The organism is Acidobacterium sp. FHG110202_01 (assembly GCF_059115305.1).
Genome location: NZ_JBZYWJ010000002.1, coordinates 336404 through 356734 on the forward strand (window position 1 = coordinate 336404; position 20331 = coordinate 356734).

The window sequence follows — 20331 nt, forward strand, 5'->3', positions numbered from 1 at the left end:
GATTCCGTTGAAAATGAGCGGAAAATCCAGCATCTGATGTCAGCCAGTCACACGAAAAATCATGCTGCATCGCAATGATGAGGCGCGTCATCTGCTCGAGGGAGGTATCCCATCCATGACAGACAAGCGCTCCCTCAAGATCACCTATATTGGCGGCCCGACTGCGCTGATCGAATTCGGCGGATTAAAGCTGCTGACTGATCCGGCATTTGACCCTGCTGGCGGAGAGTACACAACCGGGCCTGTCACCTTATGGAAGACAATGGGACCAGCCGTAGATGCGGCTTCCCTGGGCCATATTGACGCTGTTCTTCTCAGCCACGATCATCACTTCGATAATCTGGACCACGCCGGCCGCGCATTGCTGTCTCGTGCAGGCACTGTGCTGACGACACAGGAAGGAGCGCGGCGTTTGGGTGCGAACGCTGTCGGACTGGATCATTGGGGGACGCAAGAGCTCAAAACTCTGGATGGACGAACGTTGCTGGTGACCGGAACTCCAGCGCGTCATGGCCCGGAGGGTGCCGACCGTGGGCCGGTGATTGGGTTCATACTGCAATTTACCGATGATCCGGAAAACGGGATCTATGTTTCCGGCGACACGGTCTGGTATGAAGGCGTGGAAGAAGTCCTCCGGCGCTTCCCTGTCAAAACTGCGATTCTGTTTATGGGCGCAGCTCACGTGCAGGTCGTACCTTCGCACCTGACCTTCACGGCGGAAGAAAGTGTGAAGTTGGCGCGTGCAGTGCCTGACGCGAAGATCGTTCCGCTCCATTTTGAAGGATGGAAACATTTTTCTGAATCGCGCGATGTGATTGCGCGCACGTTTGCAAATGCAGGATTGAACGATTGTTTGCTGTGGCTGGAAGCTGGACAGCCTGTGAAGATATAGCGGCCGATCAAGAGGGGACGCGGGTTTTTCTCAACATCCTTGTTAGAATCAAAACAGCAAAATGAAGTGTCCTTACTGCGGGTTTACGCAAGACCGTGTGGTGGACTCGCGCGAGAGCAAAGAGGCTGACTCGATTCGGCGGCGGCGCGAGTGTGAGCGTTGCAACAAGCGCTTCACCACCTATGAACGCATCGACGAAATTCCCTACATGGTTGTGAAGAAGGATGGCCGCAGGGAACGCTTCGAACGGCAGAAGGTGTTGAGCGGTCTGCTCCACGCGTGTGAGAAGCGGCCGATCTCCGCGGGAAAGCTTGAGTCGCTGGTCGATGAGGCGGAAACCTACGTTATGGATTCGCCCGAGCGCGAGCGCACCACAACCGAAATTGGCGAGCTGCTGATGAACAAGCTGAAGGCTCTCGACACCGTCGCCTACATCCGCTTCGCCAGCGTTTACCGGGATTTCAAGGACGTGCGCGAATTTAAAGAAGAGCTGGAACAGTTATTGAGCGGGAAGGAACACGGGAAGAAGAGCAAGCATAGCTAAAAAGCGGTCAGCAAAACTCCGGTCAACAAAAGGCGCGCTTGCAGAAGCCTCCATCGTTTCCAACTCACATGCCGGACAGCTGGCCGCCGTTTAACTGACCGCTTTTCAGCTTTCAAGAGATTATGACTAATACAAAAACACACAAAGTAACGCTGATTCCCGGCGATGGGATTGGACCTGAAGTCACCGACGCCGTCGTTCGCATCCTTGAAACCACGGGGGTGAAGTTTGACTGGGAGCGCTTTGCTGCCGGAGCGGAAGCATTCGAGAAATACAACGAATACATTCCCAAGGAGCTTTATGAATCGATTGAGCGCAACAAGCTTGCGCTGAAAGGCCCGGTAACGACGCCGGTAGGCGGCGGCTTTGCTTCCATCAATGTGACCCTGCGCAAGAAGTTCGAGCTCTATGCAAACTTCCGTCCGGTGAAAAGCCTGCCTGGGCTTGAGACACGCTATCCCAATGTCGATCTCGTGATTGTGCGTGAAAACACAGAAGGATTGTACGTGGGCCTCGAGCATGAAGTCGTTCCCGGCGTAGTGGAATCACTGAAGGTAATTACCGCAAAGGGTTCGACCCGTATCGCGCAGTTTGCCTTTGATTATGCGCGCAAACACGGCCGCAAAAAGATTCACGCCATTCATAAGGCCAATATCATGAAGCTCTCTGATGGCCTGTTCCTGAAGTGCGCGCGCGACGTAGCCAAAAATTTCCCTGAGATCACTTATGGCGAGCACATCATCGACAACACCTGCATGCAGCTCGTGCTGAACCCCTACCAGTACGACGTGCTGCTGCTTGAAAATCTCTACGGCGACATCGTCAGCGATCTGTGTGCCGCATTTGTCGGCGGACTTGGACTGGTTCCCGGCGCAAATCTGGGTGCGGAGGCAGCGATCTTTGAAGCAGTGCACGGCTCGGCTCCGGACATTGCCGGCAAAGACATCGCCAACCCCACGGCACTGCTGCAATCCGCTGTCCTGATGCTGCGCCATATCAACGAAGATGCCGCGGCAGATAAAGTCCAGCAAGCAATCGAGAAAGTCTACAGCGAGAAAAAGACCCTGACACGCGATGTGGGCGGATCGAGCGGAACAAAGGCCTTTGCTGATGCGGTGATTAAAGCTCTTGAAGAGTAACCAAAAGCCCAGGTCCTTCTTTTGCGGACCCGGGCAGCTATACTTGCATCACAACCAGTAGAGACGAGAAAACAATGAGGAAACAGTTTTGGGCGGCAGCCGCGGTCTGCGCTTTGCTGCTGCCGTTTGCCGGATGCAAGAAGCCTTCAAGCACGACCGAATCCGAATCAGCGGCGCACTACACCCAGATTGACTGGAACACCGCCGGCTCCATCAGCGGCACGATCCACTTTTCAGGGACGATGCCCGCTCCTGTTCAGATTGACATGGCTCAAGACCCGGCCTGCAACATTGGCGCTGCAAATTACAGCGAGCAGTACGTAGGCAAGAATGGCGGCCTCCAGAACGTCTTCATCTACGTGAAAGACGGGCTCGGCAACAAGCTCTACCCTGCTCCATCAACGCCGGTAGTGATGGATCAGAAGAATTGCCGCTACATACCTCACGTCATCGGCGTGATGGAGGGCCAGCCCGTCCGCTTTACCAACAGCGACCCCACCATGCACAACGTCCACATGGTCTCTACAGTCAGCTCCAACCAGACTGTCGACATCTCCCAGCCGCCCACCGGCGCAGCGGATATGCGCACCTTTCATGACTCTGAGCTGATGATGCCCGTGCGCTGCAACAACCACCCCTGGATGCAGGCTTTCATCAATGTAGTGACGAACCCGTTCTATGCAGTCAGCGATACTGACGGGCATTTCGAGATCAAGGGGCTGCCGCCGGGAACCTACACTGTCGTAGCTGTGCATGAAGTATCCGGCCAGCAGACGGCAACGGTAACAGTCAGCACAAAACAGACAGCGAAGCAGAACTTTACATTCGCAGCGAAATAGTCCTGCAGGTGCCCTGTCTTCTCGAAACTATAAGGCACCTGCGCGATATTCCACATTGAACTCCTAGTTCCTATTCAGGAACTGCCCTCTCTCCAGACGTGCATCTGTGTTCTTTGAACAGTTACACTAAGTAGTACAGCGAACAGTCCAGCTCATAGCAAAATATGGGCGGCAGTGCACTCCTTCGCTGATGGGAAAGAGACACATGCAGCGGCAGAAGATCGGTATTCTTGGTGCGACTGGAATGGTCGGCCAGCGTTTCATCCAGCTTCTCGAGCACCATCCGTGGTTTGAAGTGGCATGGCTTGCAGCCAGCGACAAGTCGAGCGGCAAGCGCTACGGAGACGCGGTAAAGTGGAAGCTCGACACAGCGATTCCTGCGCACATTGCCGAGATGCAGGTTTCGCCAGCTACTCCCGAAGGCGCGCCCAGGATTATTTTCGCCGCGCTCGATTCCGATATCGCCCGTGAACTCGAGCCGAAGTTTGCTGCTGCCGGATCTGCCGTCATCTCCAATTCGAGCGCCTTCCGCATGCAGGAAGATGTGCCCCTCGTGATTCCGGAAGTCAACGGCGACCACCTGCCGTTGATCGAAAACCAGAGCTGGCGTAAGCAGTCCGGCGGATACATCGTCACCAATCCCAACTGCTCGGCCATCGGTCTGGTTCTCGCTCTCAAGCCGCTCGAAGAGCATTTCGGTATCGAATCCATCTTCGTCAGCACAATGCAGGCGGTCAGCGGCGCGGGATATCCGGGCGTGCCTTCGCTCGATATCCTTGGCAACGTTGTTCCCTTCATCAAGAACGAAGAAGAAAAGATGCAGGAAGAGACGCTGAAGCTGCTGGGCTCGCTCAAGGGCATGCGCATACAGTCTCTCGATGCGAAAATTTCCGCCCACTGCAATCGTGTCGCAGTCGAAGATGGCCACACGGAAAGCGTGAGCATCAAGCTGCGCAAGCCTGCCACGCGCGAGCAGATTCTTGCCGCATGGAGCGAGTTCCGGCCGCTCGCCGGGCAGGACCTGCCGACAGCTCCCGCGCAGCCAATCGAATTTGCCACAGCCGATGATCGCCCTCAGCCGCGGCTTGACCGCATGCGCGGCAATGGGATGGCGGCAACGGTAGGCCGTCTGCGACCCTGCACTCTGCTTGACTGGAAGTTCACCGTGCTCTCGCACAATACGATTCGCGGCGCTGCCGGCGCTGCTCTGCTCAACGCGGAACTTCTGGCAACGCTGGGCAAGCTTGAACCTGTGGCGGTCACAGCATGAAGAAGCTCGTCGTGATGAAATTCGGCGGAACCTCCGTCGAAGATGCTGCCGCTATCGATCGCACCGCTCGCATCGTTGCCGGACGCCGCAGCAAAGATGTGCAGCCCATCGTCGTCGTGAGCGCGATGGCGAAGGTCACTGATCAGCTGCTGGCCGCAGCCAACGCGGCATCCCGCGGAGACCGCAACGGCGCGCTCGCCATCACCGCACGACTGCGCAGCCGCCACAAGGAAGCAACCTGCAGGCTGATATCACAGGCCGAAGGCAAGCCGGGAAACGACTGCTCTGACTTTACCGGCCCCGAGCACGCTGCCTCGCAGAGCTGGATCGATGCCGAGTTCGACGCCCTCGATGAAATTCTGCGCGGGCTTGCCGCGGTAGGCGAGCTGACACCGCGCATCGGCGACATGATCGTCTCTTACGGTGAGCGCCTTTCAAGCCGCATGATCGCCGAGGCCTTCACACAGCGCGGCCTCGACAGCGTCCACGTCGATTCGCGCAGCTGCATCATCACCGACGCGCAGCACGGCAAGGCTATTCCGCAGGACGACCTGATCGCCGAAAGGCTCAAGGAATACGTGCTGCCCATAGCGCTTGAAGGCAGGACAGTGGTGATGGGCGGCTTTATCGGTTCCACCGAAAAGGGCGCTACCTCGACGCTGGGGCGTGGAGGATCAGACTTCACTGCCGCGCTCGTCGGAGGAGGACTTCAAGCCGATGCCATTGAAATCTGGACTGATGTGAACGGCATTATGACTGCCGATCCGCGCGTCTGCCCTGATGCCCTGCGTGTGAAAATAATCAGCTTCGAGGAAGCCGCCGAGCTGGCCTACTTTGGCGCAAAGGTCCTGCATCCGGCAACCATTCTGCCTGCCGTTCAGAAGAACATCCCGGTACTGGTGCTCAATTCACGCAATCCCGAGAACGAGGGCACACGCATCATCTCGCTTGCGCCGCATTGCAGCAGTCCTTTCAAATCGATCGCGGTCAAGAAGCGTGTCACCATCATCGATGTGGTTGCCAGCCGCATGCTGATGACGCATGGCTATCTCAAGGCTATCTTCGATGTTTTTGACAAGCACAAATGTCCCGTCGATCTCGTTTCGACCTCAGAAGTCAGCGTTTCGCTTACTGTCGACACCACGGAAAAAATTCCTGAGCTTGCCGCCGACCTGGGCAAACTGGCCGACGTGAAATATGAAGGCCGCAAGGCGCTGGTCTGCATGGTGGGCGAGAATATCCGCGGGCAGAACGGCATTGCGGCGCGCGTTTTCGGGGCTATCCGTCACGTTAATATACGCATGATTTCGCAGGGGGCGTCGGAAATCAACATGAGCTTCATGATTGAAGAGGATGATGCGGATGAGGCAGTACGCTCGCTGCATGCGGAGTTCTTCGTGAACCCCGATCCGGAAATCTTCGATCTGGAAGCGCGCAAGGAAGCCATCTCAGGCGTTGCTTCCGAGATAAGTGCGAGGTAAACATGCTTTTTCTGGTACTGGGCCGCGGAAAAACCGGCCGGGTCGTGGCCAACGTGGCAGCAGAACACGGTCACAGTGTGCGCGTCGTAGGCGAAGAAGAAAACCGCAATGCCATGGCTCTCACGGCGCCTTTTCTCGCCGGCTTCGATGCGGTCATCGACTTCACCACTCCGGAAGCTGCCGTTTCCAACATGCGCGCCTGCCTCGCAAACGGTGCTCGCATGGTTGTGGGCACAACCGGCTGGTATCAGTATCTTGATGACATGCGCTCTCTCGCGGCACGCAAAAATGCCGGCTTTCTCTACGGAACAAATTTTTCTGTCGGCGTACAGGCCGTCCTGAAACTGGCGCGCGAGTTCGCCCTGGCAGTCCCTCACTACCATTTCAAGATCACCGAAACCCATCATGTCGAAAAAAAGGACGCTCCATCAGGCACCGCGCTTTCGATCAAGCAGGTGCTGCAGGCAGCAAACCCTTCGCTCGATATAGAGATCGTCTCCAAACGCGAAGGTGATGTCTCTGGTGTTCACCTGATCGAAGCCCGATCCAAGAATGAAGTGATTGAATTGAAGCATGAGTCCTTCTCGCGCCGCGCCTTTGCCGAAGGCGCTGTCCGCGCTGCGGAATGGATTGCCGGCAAAACAGGCGTGTGGGACTTCAGCGAGATTGCCAATCAGCTCTGAGCCTGATGGTCAGGCACTGCGCTTCTCAATCTCTCTTTTACTTTGCGGGCAGGCACTCCGGCATAGATGCCAAAAGGCTCAAGATCGCGGGTAGCAATGGCTCCCAGCGCAAGAATTGCGCCAGCCCCTACATCCACACCCGGATTCACACACGCTCGCGCACAGATCCACGAATACGCGCCAAGCCGCATAGGAAAGTGCACCAGGCGAAACGACGGATCGTTGTACTCATGCGTAGCACCGCAGATATAAGCTCCCTGCGAAACAATACAGTGCGAGCCCATGTAAAGCGGCGAGGGGTTATAAAGCTCGGCATCATCAGCCACTGCCACCAGATCCTCGCATATTAGATTCCACGGAGCCCATATCTTCGATTTAGGGTAAAACTTGCATGTGGGCCCTAATTGAGCGCCAAATAACTTGAGCAACATGGCGCGCCACGCAAAACACGGGCGCGGCGAAGTTCGGAAGAGCAGCGCATAGCAGACATTCCACCACAACCGCATGGCGCGATTTCGCAATGGGAACGCAGGCTGCTTTAACGGATCTGGCATCGAACCATTGGACAGGCTTGAATTCACCGGCCTGTCTGAAGGCTCTTGCTGGATCGAATCCGAACGCATGATACAACATTATCGTATTTGTTCCATGGCAGCCTGAAGAGAAAGGACTGGATGCGTACCACCGCGCTTGGAGAGACTGGCCTCACATCATCTGTCATCGGATTCGGCTGCTCTGCCCTTCTTGGACGTACAGGGCGAAAAGACTCTTTGCGGGCACTTGCCGCCGCATGGGATGCCGGCATCACGTTCTATGACACGGCCCGGTCCTACGGTTATGGTGAATCTGAAGCACTCCTGGGAGAATTTCTCCGTACGCGGCGCGACCGGGCAATTATCTCCACGAAGTTCGGAATACTGCCATCCCGCCAGCAGTTATGGAAGCGCGCCGCCAAACCGGTTGCCCGCACTCTTCTTTCCCTCGCGCCTTCATCGCGCGGCATGTTGCGCAAACAGGTCGCGCACCAGTTCACTCCGAATCAATTCACAGTAGAGGTGCTTGAGCAAAGCATCCATGAAAGCCTGCGCAAGCTCAAGACGGATTACATCGATTTTCTCTTCATGCACGATGCACCTGCCAGCGCGCTTCATCAGGATGAACTGCTGGCAAGACTCGAACAACTCGTTGCCTCAGGCAAAGTGCGCGTGGCCGGCATCTCTGCTGCACCTGAAATCATCGGTCTCGCTCTACGAGAACAGCCGGAAGGGTTACGAGCGCTGCAGTTCCCCTGCAATGTTTTTGATCTTTCTGCGGCTGCCATCGCCGCCGCGGCAAAGGACGGTGGATTTGCTGCAGTCGCGAATCATCCTTTTGGCGGGGTGATGAGGGTTGAGCAGAGCCGCGCCATTCTAAAAAGAATTGCAGATTCTCCCTCAACTCCGGTCGAGTTGCGCACAAAGCTGGAGACAGTAGATGATACGGTGCTCGCTGACGTGATCCTGAATATCATTCTCAGCAGCCCAGGCATTCATGTTGTAGTTCCCGCCATGATGAAGCCCTCTCATCTGAACAACAATGTGAACGCTGTTACGAAATCGCGCTTTACACCAGATGAGATTTATTGGCTGCATCAGCAGGTGACGGCAGTTGAAAACGCAGCCTGATGGTCAGGCGGTCAAGCAGCTCGCACACCCGCAAGATGAGATGGGTCAATCCAGCTTGTAGTGAAACCCATATCTTTAAGCATGGATACGATTCTTGAAGGCGCCCTCAGGAAGCCGCGTTTATCCAGCGATGTGTAATGCACCTCGATAAAAACGCTGCGGCAGACTCCGGAACGCAATTGATGGCGAAAGCCCCAGAGAACATCCTCTTCAAAACCTTCAACATCGATCTTAAGAATGGAAGGTGGTTGATGCCCCTCCTGAATCAGCTTTTCTCCGGTCTGGACGCGAATCAATTCCGCGTCGCTTGATTCACTCACGCTCGCTAGATTGTTGCCTGTGCTTCCAGGAGCAATTGGTTTCACCCTGAGTTGATCCTCTTCCGCACCGAGTGCAACTTTCAGGCACTCAACCTGGGGAAAATCACTTACTGCGGCAGACAACTGGCGGAATGCGCCTTCGAAAGGCTCGAAAGCAATCACCTTGCCGGACTCTCCTACGCGGTCAGCAAATTTCTTCGTATAGTAGCCGACATTGGCTCCTACATCCCATACGCAATCCCCGGCCTGGATTGCGCCAAGCAAAGTGTCGGAAAATTTCTCTTCGTAGCGGTGCGCTGGCCTTATAGAAGATTGGACTTTGTATGCAAATTGCTTCATGCCCGATTGCCTGAGCAGAGCGCGCATGCGTGGATCATGAAGAAGATTCATGAGGGCCCTCAATCGTGTAGCTATAATTTATCTTTAACTCGAAGTGATTTCCACTCCAGTTCCAAATTATGATCATCGATCACCTGTCTGGCAGGGAACACTTATGTGACATTTGCATCGTCGGTTCAGGCCCTGTGGGCATGTCCATGGCCCTTGAATTCGACCGCCTCGGGCACGAAGTATTGGTGCTCGAGTCCGGCGGCGCTGAAGCTGGTTCGAGGTCCACAGAGGACTCCAGAGCCATCATTGTCAATCCGCAAACGCACGCCCCTATGGAGATTGCTGTGTGCCGCACTCTCGGTGGAACATCATGGACATGGGGCGGACGATGCGTTCCATTCGATGACATCGACTTTGCGGAGCGTGATTACGTTCCCTGTTCCACATGGCCAATCAACCACGCAGAGATCAAATCCTGGTATGCAAAAGCTGCGGAGTACCTGCTTTGCGGCAACGATAAGTTTGAGAGCCAGCCTGTCCAGTTACCTCCAGCGAACACAGCGTTGTCCATCGCCTGCCTGGAGCGGTGGGCAACAGAATCCCGAATAGCACTGATACACCGCGAGCGTATCGCCAGGTCTGAACGGATTACGCTTTGCCTGAACAGCACCGTTGTCGATCTCGAATTCGACAGAAGCGGGCATTCGGTAGAAGGTCTCGTAGTGGCTAAGCCCGATGGCACCAGAACGACAGTAAAAGCACGAAATGTCGTTCTTGCTACTGGAGGCGTAGAAACAACGCGTCTGTTGCTTGCTGTACAACGGAACTGGAAAGATCATTTCGGCGGCATGGACGGCCCTCTGGGTCGCTATTACATGGGGCATATATCCGGCAAAATCGCCAACATTATTTTCGATAAGCCTGAATATGCCGCCAGCCTCGATTTTGAGAAAGACGCCGCAAGAGCTTTCACGCGCAGACGCTTCACTCTTACAGCAGAAGCACAGATGCAGCACAGGCTGATGAACACGGCTTTCTGGCCGGACAATCCTCCGTTCTACGACCACACCCACCGCAGCGGAGTACTGTCAGCCGTTTTCCTTGCACTGAGTTTCCCCCCGCTGGGGCACCGCCTCGTTTCTGAAGGAATCAGACTGGCGCATATTGGAACCAGACCACGCCATTACGCTTCACATTTCAGCAATACCATTCTCGGAGCGCTCGCAGGGGCCAGAGATATTACGAATATTCTACGGGAGCGGTTCCTGTCCAAACCGCGCAAGCCTGGCTTTCTGGTGCGTAACAAGGCAGGCAAGTATGCGCTTCATTATCATGCCGAACAGGAACCTGATCCGGAAAGCCGCATTGTTCTGTCCGATGAAACAGACAGGTTTGGGCTGCCACGAGCGATCATTGACTTCAGATTTACTGACAACGATGTAAACAGCGTGATCGCATCGCACCAGGTACTCGATGACGCTCTACGCGCAAGCGGTATTGGACGGCTTGAGTACAGATATCCTGTCGAGACGTTGCCTGACCGGGTACGCGCCCAGGCTGCCGATGGATACCATCAGGCAGGCACGACACGAATGGGACGCGACACGAAAAGCAGTGTTGTCGACGCTGATCTGAAAGTGCATGGAGTGGAGAACCTCTATATTGCCTCCTCCAGCGTCTTCCCCACGACAGGCCAGGCCAATTCCACATTCCCCGCCGTCGCGCTTGGTCTCCGGCTTGTGCACCATCTGGCAAAGGCTGCAGACCAGTATGCTGAAAAAGCTGTAGCGAAAAACATGAATGCACCATGAACTACACCTCGCTATGCGATCGGTGTGGTTGTCGCATAACCTGTAGTCATAACCGCACGCAAGTTTATTCTTGAATCTGCTGCTCTCGCTACGAGGTGAACTTGAGGCCGTCTGTCGTTATTCTGACCTACAATTCTGAGCTGTCCATTGCCGAAACGCTGCAATCTGTGGCCCGGCTTTCGGACGACATTCACATCGTCGATTCCTACAGCAAAGACCGCACAGTAGAGATTGCATCAGACTTCGGCGCTAAGGTCGTGGAACATCCCTTTGAGAATTACGGAGCGCAAAGGAACTGGGCCATCGATTCCCTACCCGTGAAGTACGCGTGGCAGCTGCACCTTGATGCCGATGAGCGCTTGTCTCCGGAGCTGCAGGAGGAAATCCTCTTTCTCTGCGAAAATCCGCAAATGGATGGATTTTACTTCCCGCGACTCATGCTCTTTCTCGGCAAGCCCATTCGCCATGGCGGCATGTTTCCTACCTGGCATCTGCGTCTCTTCCGCACTGGACTCGGGCGTTGCGAATCGCGCAAGTACGATCAACACTTCTACCTCAAGTCCGGCAAAACGGCGCAGCTCAAAAATCATATGATCGACGACATTCGTATGCCGCTGAGCGAGTGGACCGTGCGGCACAACCGCTGGTCCGATCTTGAAGTGGAAGAACAAACCGAAGCCGCAAATGCTGGCAGAATTGAAGGCAGGCTCTCCGGCAATCCCGTGCAGCGCAAGCGCTACCTGCGCGGGCTGTATAACGATGCCCCTCTCTTTGTGCGGCCGTTTCTCCTCTTCCTTTACCGCTATTTCCTGCGCCTGGGTTTTCTTGACGGCGCGACAGGATTCATCTTTTTCGTGCTGCAGACCTTCTGGTTCCGCTTTCTCATCGATGCAAAGCTCTACGAGAAACGGCACAATCTGTAATCCTTCTTCATTGCACAGCTCCGGTTCTTGTAGACTCATTCAGTGATGGACTTGAAAGGTTGCGGCACTGCGCTGGTCACCCCGTTTCACGCGGACGGATCAATCGATGAACCGTCGCTCCGCGCGCTCACCGACTGGCAGATTGAAAGCGGCATCGATTGGCTGGTGGCATGCGGCACCACTGCCGAAACGCCAACGCTGAACGATGAGGAATGGCTGCGCGTCATTCGCATTGTGGCTGAGACCGCGGCAGGACGTGTCCCCGTATGGGCCGGCTGCACACACAACGCGACGCGCGAGGCCGTGCGGCGCACGCAGACTGCCGCACAAATCCCTGGTGTGACTGCAATCCTCAGCGCGAACCCTTACTACAACAAGCCTGGACAGGAAGGGCAGTATCAGCACTTCAAGGAGGTCGCCGATGCGGTGAAGCTGCCGGTAGTCCTCTACAACATTCCCGGGCGCACAGGCGCAAACCTCGAACCGGCCACGGTGCTGCGGCTCATTGCAGATGCTCCGAATATCGTTGGTGTGAAGGAATCAAGCGGCAACCTCCCCCAGATCACTGACCTGATTACCCAGGCGCCGCGCGATTTCCTCGTCTATGCCGGCGATGACAACATGGCGCTTGGCGTGCTCGGCGTAGGCGGTGCAGGCCTTGTCTCGGTGGCATCGAACGAGATTCCCGCAGAAATGGCACAGCTGATTCACGCTGCACTTGCCGGTGACTGGGCTGCAGCGCGGCAAATCAACCGGAGATTCTACCGGCTGATACAGGCGAATTTCCTGGAAACGAGCCCTGCTCCGGTAAAAGCAGTACTGGCCATGATGGGCCGCATTGAGGAGCACTACCGTCTGCCGATGGTCCCGGTTTCTTCAGCAACTCGTACGAAGCTCGAAAAACTGGCAGGCGAACTGGGACTGCTTCAGAGAAGCGCCGCGAGGGCCTCATAAGCAACATCAACGCTTGTTAGACTCGATTTGTGACCCAGAACAATTTACAGGCAAAAATTGAACAGTATTTCTCTGCCGGGCCGTCCGCGATTGGCGATCCTGAAGCACTGGCCGCATTTGAAGAGCTTCGCCAGGCACTCGAAGCAGGCACACTCCGTTCCGCTGAACCCGATGCCGCTGCGCCGACAGGCTGGCGTGTGAATGCATGGGTAAAACAAGGCATTCTGCTGGGCTTCCGGCTGGGACAGCTGGCGGCCTCGGGCAGCGAGCTCTCGTTTGTGGACAAGCATACCTACCCTGCGAGGAAATTCACTCCAGAGCAAGGCATCCGCATCGTTCCCGGAGGATCATCCGTCCGCTCGGGCGCGTATCTGGCAAAGTCAGTGGTCTGCATGCCTCCGATGTACGTCAACACCGGCGCATACGTTGACGAAGGCACAATGGTCGACTCGCACGCACTGGTTGGCAGCTGTGCGCAGATCGGCAAGCGCGTGCATCTCAGCGCCGCGGCGCAGGTTGGAGGCGTACTTGAGCCGGTGAACGCTAGCCCCGTCATTCTTGAAGACGATGTGCTCGTCGGCGGCAACTGCGGCGTTTATGAAGGCACGATCGTTCGCCAAAAAGCAGTGCTTGCAGCGGGAACCGTGCTGACGCGCGGCACTCCGGTGTATGACGTGGTGAGTGGAACCGTCCTGCGTGCCGACGGCGATATTCCACTCATCATTCCCGAAAGTGCAGTCGTTGTGCCTGGAGCGCGGGCCGTCACCAAAGGCAAGGGCCAGGAGTGGGGTCTGAGCGTTTATACTCCAGTCATCGTCAAATACCGCGATGAGAAGACCGAACTGAGTCTCGCTCTCGAAGACTTGCTGCGGTAAAGATGCCAAATCCCCCATGATTCTTTGCCTATCGATACTGTGATTTACTAGAAATAAGAACCGTTCCACAAAAACCTCATGCGCTGAAAGCGCGTGCGCCTGGACGGCAAGTCCCAAGATGGCTGACGCAAAACTGCAAATCATTCCGCTGGGCGGGTTAGGCGAGTTTGGCATGAACTGCCTCGCTATCCGCTATAAAGACGACATCATCGTCATCGATGCCGGGCTTATGTTCCCCGAGTCTGAGCTGCTCGGCGTCGACATTGTCGTACCTGACATTACTTTCCTCGTCGAGAACCGCGAACACGTGCGCGCCATCATCCTGACGCACGGGCACGAGGACCACATCGGCGGGCTGCCCTGGATTCTTTCCGAGCTCAACGTTCCCGTCTATGGCACCGAATTCACGCTGGCTTACGTCGAAGGCAAGCTCGAAGAACACAAGCTGCTCGACGAGACAGAGCTGGTCGAGATCACTCCCGGCGCCAAATTTTCACTTGGGCCATTCACGGTCGAGCCGATTCGCGTGACGCATAGTCTTGTCGATTGCGTCGCGCTCGCCATCGATACGCCGGTCGGCGTCATTGTCCATACCGGCGACTTCAAAATCGATCTCTCCCCGCCGGACGGCAAGGCCTTCGACCTGCACAAATTCGCTGAATACGGCAGGCGCGGCGTGCTCGCCCTGCTGCAGGACTCGACCAACGTCGACCGTCCCGGCTATACGCCGAGCGAGTGGGCGGTCAAGCCGCGCCTCGACGAGCTGTTTTCGCGCACCAGGAAGAAACTATTCTTCAGCTGCTTCTCGTCGTCCATCTATCGCATCGGCATTGCTGTCGATCTCGCGCACCGGCATGGCCGCAAGGTCGCGATTGTTGGCCGCTCGATGGTCGAATCGGCGGAGATTGCACAGGATCTCGGTTACCTCGACGTACCACCAGGAGTCGTCATCAATCCCGGACAGATCGGCGACTACGCGCCGGAAGAGGTGATGATCCTCATCAGCGGGACGCAGGGCGAGCCTATGAGTGCACTCAGCCGCGCGGCAGTCGACAACCACAAGCACGCGCGCATCCAGCCCGGAGACACGATCGTTCTCAGTTCGCGCGTCATTCCTGGCAATGAGAAGAGCATCTTCCGCGTCATCGACCACCTCTACCGCCGCGATGCGAACGTGATCTTCGATGATGGCGCGTCGGGACTGATCCACGTCAGCGGACACGCCAGCCAGGAAGAGCAGCGGCTGATGATCAACCTGCTGCGGCCCAAGTTCTTCATTCCTGTGCACGGCGACTACCGCCATCTTAAGAAGCACGCCGAGGTGGCGCAGAACATGGGCGTTGTCGACCTGGCGCTGGTGATCGAGAACGGCGATATCCTCGAGCTCTCACCGGACGATGCACGCAAGAACGGCACCGTCACCGCGGGCCGCGTATGTATTGACTCCGGCTCGACCGCCGATGTGGTAGAAGACCTTGTCATCCGCGACCGCCGCCACCTGAGCGAGGACGGCATTGTGCTGCCTATCCTGACCATCAACAAACTCAGCGGCAAGGTGGAGCGCCAGCCGGAGATCGTAAGCCGCGGCTTCGTCGGCGCCGACCCCGAGTTGCTGGAAGCAGCGCGCAGCGTGGTCACGCAGACGCTGGAAAATTCAAGCGCCGAAGAGAAGGCCGACTACGGCGTAATCAAGGAAAAGATCCGTATCGACCTGAAGCGCTACATCCAGAAAAACACCAGCCGCCGGCCACTGATCATGCCGGTCATCCTGGAAATCTGAGGGAAACGACCATGCGCAGTAAGCTGTTTGCAATCACGATTTGCCTGCTGTTTGCTGCGCCGCTCCTTCAGGCACAGGCCACTGCATCCTGCTCTTCCACCAAGACGCTCGATGAGCTGATTAAGGCTCTCGACGACGCTGTAAGCGGGCCTGCGGACAAGGACCGCACCTGTCTGCGGCAGATCATGGAATCAGACGCGCGCCTGATCCCCGTCAGCAAAGGCAAAGACGGTACGATTGCGCCGCACGTTCTCTCGGTAGATGACTGGATCACCCGCGTCAAAACGAGCGGGCACCAGGCATTCTACGAAGTGCAGATCAAGTCTCCCGCCGATGTGTATGGGCACATCGCCCACCTGTGGAGCACGTACGAAATCCGCCCCACTCCCGACGGCAAGCCGGAGATGCGCGGCATCAACAGCATTCAGGCTTACTACAACGGGACGGAATGGAAGGTTGTCGAAATCCTGTGGCAGGCCGAGACGCCGGAAGAGCCGGTGCCGCAGAAATATCTGCCATAATCTCGTTCACAATCAAGGGAGCCATCCTTTGCTCGTTTCACTCGAAGAGTTTCGTGCAGCGCAAAAGCGCATTCAAGGCGTGGCCGTGCATACGCCACTGGTGCAGTTACAAATTCCCGGTTCGCCGGGCAAGGTCTATATCAAGGCTGAAGGGCTGCAGCCCATCGGCAGCTTCAAGCTGCGCGGCGCGTACAACAAGATCGCCCAGCTGAGCGATGATGAGCGCAAACGCGGAGTCATTACTTATTCAAGCGGCAACCATGCGCAGGGCGTGGCTTATGCGGCTCGCGCTCTGGGAGCGAAGGCCGTCATCGTGATGCCCTCGAATGCTCCGGAGGTCAAAAAGCAGGCAACGGCGGCCCTGGGAGCGGAGATCGTTTTTGTCGGGCCCTCAAGCTCGGAGCGAAAACAGAAGGCCGAGGAGCTCGAAGCAAAGTTCGGCTATGTGATGATTCCTCCCTATGACGACCACGCCATCATCGCCGGACAGGGTACCTGCGGGCTTGAGATCATCGAAGACCTGCCCGAAGTGGACCTGGTGCTTTCTCCGGTAAGCGGCGGAGGACTGCTGAGCGGCGTGGCCACGGCCATCAAGCTGGTTAAGCCGGATGTGCGCGTCTTCGGCATTGAGCCGGAGCTGGCGGGCGATGCGCAGGAAAGCTTCCGCGCCGGAAAGCTCATCAGCTGGCCAGCGGAGATGACCACCCGCACCATGGCAGACGGGCTGCGCACGCAGAGCCTGGGCGAGCTGAACTTCGAGCACGTCCGCGCCTATGTGGACGACATTCTCACCGTCAAGGAAGAAGAAATTGCCGAAGCGATGCGCGTGCTGCTCTACCAGGCCCGCCTCACACCTGAGCCAAGCGGAGCAGTAACTACCGCGGCCATGCTCTTCCATCATGAGGCACTGCTTCCTTTCCGTAATGCCGTGGTGGTGATGAGCGGCGGGAATGTCGAGCCGGAGGTTTTGAAGAGGGTGCTGTTCGCCGGATGAGTGTACATCTGGCATCCTGCAAACCTCCCACCCTGACTACGTCAGGATGGGGCACCCAGGTAACACTTCCTGTCTATAGCTCTAGCTCCCACGTCTGCCCGATCAGGTCTGCGCCGAAGCTGTGGTGCGGTTCTTCATGGACCAGCTTGAACCCCACTTGCTGATAGATATGGTGGGCGGCGGTGAGAATGCTCTGTGTCCAGAGCGTCATCTTTTTGTAGCCGCAGGTGCGGGCGAAGTTCACGCACTCATTCACCAGCGCTTTGCCAAGACCCAGGCCACGTGCGCTCGGTTCGACCAGCAGCAGGCGCAGCTTCGCTGTTCCCTCCTGCTCGGGATGCTTGACGAGGAAGATGCAGCCGAGGCGGTCGCCATTGCGCTCAGCGATCCAGCAGCGTTCGCGTTTTGCGTCGTAATTCGTGATGAAATCGGCGACGATGCGTGCCACCAGCGCCTCGTATTGCTCATTCCAGCCGTATTCCCGCGCGTAGATGGCGCCATTGCGGCTGACAACCCAACCCATATCGCCCGGGCGGTTCTGCCGCAGGATGCAGGGCGCTGAAGACTCGCGCATGGCAAGTGCATCTTCGATCACAGCCATCGATTGGACAAGCGCGGCACGTTTTGCCGGAATCAGGCGATCGAGCAGTTCCCTAGCCTGTTTGTCCGAACGCTGGTTGAGCTCAGCAAAGGCTGCCTTGCCGCGCCGCGTCGGGCTCAGATGCATCTGGCGTGCGTCCACCGGGGACGCCTCTTTTTCCAGCAGCCCTGCTTCTTCAAACTTGCGCAGGATACGGCTCAGATATCCGGCATCGAGTCCCAACTCTTCGGCAATTTCTTTCGCCGTGGTCTGGCCGCGCGTCGCCAGCTCGTAGAGCACGCGGGCCTCGGTGAGCGAATATTGGCTGTCGAGCAGGCCTTCGTTCAGCGTGCCGATTTTGCGGGTATAGAGACGATTGAAGCGCCGGAAAGCTGCGATTTCGGTGTCGATGGAGGAAGGAATATCCACAACAGTTGCCATAAATCACCTCATGGCAATCAATTTAGTTGACCAAGTCAAATAAATGCAACTAAGCCGCTGCCCGATACAATCAAGAAACCAATGCTGCGCACAGTTCGAGCAACCCGGTATGTGACTCCCCTGCGCGAAGGCGGTTCGCTGCCGGCAATTGTGGAAGCGGACGACCTCGGCCTTTACGTTGTGAAGTTTCGTGGAGCCGGACAGGGGCCGCTGGCCCTGCTGGCTGAACTTGTGGCAGGAGAAATCGGACGGGCCCTCGGTTTGCATGTCCCGGAACTTGTGTTTATCGAGATAGATGCGGCGCTTGGACGGAATGAACCCGACGAAGAAATCCGTGACCTTCTGAAGGTCAGCACCGGACTGAACCTGGCGCTTGATTTCCTGCCCGGCTCGACGATGTTCGACCCGGCGGCGGGAGACACAGCCCCGGCACAGATTGCTTCTCTGGCCGTGTGGTTTGACGCGTTCGTGACTAACGTCGACCGCACTCCGCGGAACGCCAATCTGCTCAAATGGCACCACGAGCTTTATTTCATCGATCATGGAGCCGCGTTGTATTTCCACCACAACTGGCAGAATCTGCACCAGGCCGCCCTGTCGCCCTTCGTTCCTATTCGCGACCATGTGCTGCTGCCGTGGGCCACGCAGCTGGAAGCAGCCGAGATAGAAGCCCACAAGAAGCTCCATCGTGACGTATTTACGCGAATCCTGGACGATGTGCCCGATGCATGGCTGCGGCCTGAACCCGGTGTTCCTGACCCGGCGGCCAAGCGTTCTGCTTACGTGGATTACCTGAGCCGCAGGCTTCATGCCTCGTCGAACTTTGTAGAGGAGGCCATCCGTGCCCACGCTCAGTTCGTTTGATTACGCCATCATCCGGGTGGTTCCTCGCGTGGAGCGCGAGGAGTTCATCAATGCAGGCGTGATCGTCTTCTGCCTGGAGAAAGGATTTCTGGGGGCGCGCATCCATCTGGATGAGGCGCGGCTGAAGGCCCTCTGGCCTGACGTCGATCTAGAGCTGGTGCGTCGGCATCTTGAGGCCTTCCCGAAAATCTCTGCCGGCGATCCCTCTGCCGGTCCCATTGCGCGGATGAGCCTTCGCGAACGTTTCCACTGGCTGGTAGCACCGCGCAGCACCGTGATCCAGGTGTCGCCTGTGCACACGGGAATTTGCGGTGATTCTCCAGAAAAGGTGCTGGACGAGTTGATGGAGCAAATGACACAGTGACATTTACTCTAAAACTGTTTGCCATGCAAAACCGTCTGACTAGCGTGATGTGGAATCGAGTGCCTGCCTGCCTTGCCGTTCTTCTGTTCAGCGCCGCCGCGTATGGACAGAAAGACAAGCCGCCATCAAACGGTGTCAAAGCAGTCCTTGTGCACCAGGAGCCCCTCTATGTGCAAGCCGATGAGTCGGCCTCGAAGGTTGCAACCCTTGCGCCCGGGCGCGAGATGATCATCGCCGAACACAGCGGGCAGTGGCTGCGCGTCTTTGCCAACACGGACGTTTCGACTGTGCACGACCAGGATGTTCCTGTCTTCGGGCAGGAAACGAATACGCCGCCGATCTCCGGATGGCTGATTGACAAGGGTGTGGTCACCGGTAGCACTCCCAACGGAGACGCGATTCTTTTTGGCGAAGCGGCAAGCCTGGAGCTGCAGGCCAGCGAGTCGCATCCTCCACCGGGCGCGGCCCAGAGCGCGCGCGGACTTTATCGCATGACCGCCGAGCTCTTTCCTCAGTCGCAACGCATTCAGGAAGCGATGTGGCGCGCCGCGGATATCCGCTGGCAGCTGCAGAAGGCCGATGCATTCTCGCTGCCTTCCGCGCATGAGAAAGAATCGTACCTCCGCCAGCAGATTGACGAGACCGAGATGAAGAAGATCATCAAGCTCTACCCGCACTCACGCTGGGCAGCGCTGGCCGCTTACGACATGCTCGACAACAAGATTTGCGGCGACTGGCAGGGATCGGAGAAGTGTCCGGAAAAAGAGGCGGAGATGTTCGCGAAGTATGCGGACGAATATCCGGACTCTCCGAAAGCCGCCGAAGCGCTCTATGAAGCCGCATGGCGCGAAGCCTCGGCCGGCGATATGTTCCAGGCCGACAACGACGATAAAAAAGCTACTGAAGCGCGCGGACGTGCCAAAGACCTGGCCTCGCGCGCCATCAGCAAGTATGCGCAGAGCGATTACGCAGCGCGCGCCGCCGGTCTGGTATATAAAATGGAGCAGAAGATCCCAATCTATGGATCCACAAGCAACTAGGGACTGCGCGTCCAGCTAGCCT

The 20331-nt window shown here is 57.0% G+C and carries 21 protein-coding genes; 18 read left to right on the forward strand and 3 right to left on the reverse strand.

Going from position 1 to position 20331, the window contains the following annotated elements; genetic code table 11:
• Positions 1–61: 61 nt before the first annotated feature.
• The 7 genes from AC5S16_RS04690 to AC5S16_RS04720 all read left to right on the forward strand — a co-directional run bounded on the left by AC5S16_RS04690 (position 62) and on the right by AC5S16_RS04720 (position 6848).
• A complete protein-coding gene (locus AC5S16_RS04690) occupies positions 62–892 on the forward strand; it encodes an MBL fold metallo-hydrolase (RefSeq protein ID WP_493928870.1) in 831 nt (276 codons plus the stop codon).
• Positions 893–953: 61 nt separating this feature from the next.
• Positions 954–1436: a transcriptional regulator NrdR gene (gene nrdR / locus AC5S16_RS04695; protein WP_493928871.1), complete on the forward strand. Its 483-nt coding sequence runs from the start codon at positions 954–956 to the stop codon at positions 1434–1436.
• Positions 1437–1558: 122 nt separating this feature from the next.
• Positions 1559–2575 carry an isocitrate dehydrogenase (NAD(+)) gene (locus AC5S16_RS04700; RefSeq protein WP_493928872.1) on the forward strand — a complete coding sequence of 339 codons (1017 nt, stop codon included), beginning with the start codon at positions 1559–1561 and terminating at the stop codon, positions 2573–2575.
• A 74-nt stretch (positions 2576–2649) separates the two neighbouring features.
• The gene (locus AC5S16_RS04705) at positions 2650–3414 is read left to right on the forward strand and encodes a carboxypeptidase regulatory-like domain-containing protein (RefSeq protein ID WP_493928873.1); all 765 of its coding nucleotides are present in this window, start codon (positions 2650–2652) and stop codon (positions 3412–3414) included.
• A 205-nt stretch (positions 3415–3619) separates the two neighbouring features.
• On the forward strand, positions 3620–4684 hold the full coding sequence (asd, locus tag AC5S16_RS04710; RefSeq protein WP_493928874.1) for an aspartate-semialdehyde dehydrogenase: 1065 nt from the start codon (positions 3620–3622) through the stop codon (positions 4682–4684).
• The gene (gene lysC / locus AC5S16_RS04715; RefSeq protein ID WP_493928875.1) at positions 4681–6165 is read left to right on the forward strand and encodes a lysine-sensitive aspartokinase 3; all 1485 of its coding nucleotides are present in this window, start codon (positions 4681–4683) and stop codon (positions 6163–6165) included. The genes asd and lysC overlap by 4 nt, the downstream gene beginning before the upstream one ends.
• A gap of 2 nt (positions 6166–6167) precedes the next feature.
• Complete coding sequence (locus AC5S16_RS04720) at positions 6168–6848, forward strand: 4-hydroxy-tetrahydrodipicolinate reductase (protein WP_493928876.1); 681 nt, start codon at positions 6168–6170, stop codon at positions 6846–6848.
• Here AC5S16_RS04720 and AC5S16_RS04725 read toward each other — a convergent pair.
• Entirely contained in the window at positions 6839–7180 is a 342-nt protein-coding gene (locus tag AC5S16_RS04725; RefSeq protein ID WP_493928877.1) for an LbetaH domain-containing protein, read from the reverse strand. The genes AC5S16_RS04720 and AC5S16_RS04725 overlap by 10 nt on opposite strands.
• 342 nt (positions 7181–7522) lie before the next feature.
• Here AC5S16_RS04725 and AC5S16_RS04730 point away from each other — a divergent pair, with 342 nt between their 5' ends.
• Positions 7523–8512, forward strand: a complete 990-nt coding sequence (locus AC5S16_RS04730) for an aldo/keto reductase (RefSeq protein WP_493928878.1) — start codon at positions 7523–7525, stop codon at positions 8510–8512.
• Positions 8513–8523: 11 nt separating this feature from the next.
• Here AC5S16_RS04730 and AC5S16_RS04735 read toward each other — a convergent pair whose 3' ends face one another.
• Entirely contained in the window at positions 8524–9222 is a 699-nt protein-coding gene (locus tag AC5S16_RS04735; RefSeq protein WP_493928879.1) for an FkbM family methyltransferase, read from the reverse strand.
• 68 nt (positions 9223–9290) lie between these two features.
• Between AC5S16_RS04735 and AC5S16_RS04740 the strand changes: the two genes are divergently transcribed.
• From AC5S16_RS04740 to AC5S16_RS04770, 7 genes are all read left to right on the forward strand, one after another.
• Complete coding sequence (locus AC5S16_RS04740) at positions 9291–10973, forward strand: FAD-dependent oxidoreductase (protein ID WP_493928880.1); 1683 nt, start codon at positions 9291–9293, stop codon at positions 10971–10973.
• Positions 10974–11074: 101 nt separating this feature from the next.
• On the forward strand, positions 11075–11896 hold the full coding sequence (locus AC5S16_RS04745) for a glycosyltransferase family 2 protein (RefSeq protein ID WP_493928881.1): 822 nt from the start codon (positions 11075–11077) through the stop codon (positions 11894–11896).
• A gap of 45 nt (positions 11897–11941) precedes the next feature.
• Positions 11942–12850 carry a 4-hydroxy-tetrahydrodipicolinate synthase gene (gene dapA / locus AC5S16_RS04750; RefSeq protein WP_493928882.1) on the forward strand — a complete coding sequence of 303 codons (909 nt, stop codon included), beginning with the start codon at positions 11942–11944 and terminating at the stop codon, positions 12848–12850.
• A 29-nt stretch (positions 12851–12879) separates the two neighbouring features.
• Complete coding sequence (locus AC5S16_RS04755; protein WP_493928883.1) at positions 12880–13725, forward strand: 2,3,4,5-tetrahydropyridine-2,6-dicarboxylate N-succinyltransferase; 846 nt, start codon at positions 12880–12882, stop codon at positions 13723–13725.
• 118 nt (positions 13726–13843) lie between these two features.
• Entirely contained in the window at positions 13844–15505 is a 1662-nt protein-coding gene (locus AC5S16_RS04760) for a ribonuclease J (protein ID WP_493928884.1), read from the forward strand.
• Between the two features lie 11 nt (positions 15506–15516).
• A complete protein-coding gene (locus tag AC5S16_RS04765; protein ID WP_493928885.1) occupies positions 15517–16026 on the forward strand; it encodes a hypothetical protein in 510 nt (169 codons plus the stop codon).
• A gap of 28 nt (positions 16027–16054) precedes the next feature.
• Entirely contained in the window at positions 16055–17020 is a 966-nt protein-coding gene (locus tag AC5S16_RS04770) for a threonine ammonia-lyase (RefSeq protein ID WP_493928886.1), read from the forward strand.
• A gap of 73 nt (positions 17021–17093) precedes the next feature.
• Here the strand turns inward: AC5S16_RS04770 and AC5S16_RS04775 are convergent, their stop codons facing one another.
• Positions 17094–18041 (reverse strand): bifunctional helix-turn-helix transcriptional regulator/GNAT family N-acetyltransferase, encoded by a 948-nt coding sequence (locus tag AC5S16_RS04775; protein WP_493928887.1) that lies wholly within the window; start codon positions 18039–18041, stop codon positions 17094–17096.
• A gap of 81 nt (positions 18042–18122) precedes the next feature.
• Between AC5S16_RS04775 and AC5S16_RS04780 the strand changes: the two genes are divergently transcribed.
• Genes AC5S16_RS04780 through AC5S16_RS04790 form a run of 3 tightly spaced genes read left to right on the forward strand, consistent with a single transcriptional unit; the run spans position 18123 to position 20309 of the window.
• Positions 18123–18905 (forward strand): HipA family kinase, encoded by a 783-nt coding sequence (locus tag AC5S16_RS04780; RefSeq protein WP_493928888.1) that lies wholly within the window; start codon positions 18123–18125, stop codon positions 18903–18905.
• The gene (locus AC5S16_RS04785; RefSeq protein ID WP_493928889.1) at positions 18883–19269 is read left to right on the forward strand and encodes a DUF3037 domain-containing protein; all 387 of its coding nucleotides are present in this window, start codon (positions 18883–18885) and stop codon (positions 19267–19269) included. The genes AC5S16_RS04780 and AC5S16_RS04785 overlap by 23 nt, the downstream gene beginning before the upstream one ends.
• On the forward strand, positions 19266–20309 hold the full coding sequence (locus AC5S16_RS04790) for a tetratricopeptide repeat protein (protein ID WP_493928890.1): 1044 nt from the start codon (positions 19266–19268) through the stop codon (positions 20307–20309). Before AC5S16_RS04785 ends, AC5S16_RS04790 begins: the two co-directional genes overlap by 4 nt.
• The last annotated feature ends 22 nt before the right edge of the window (positions 20310–20331 follow it).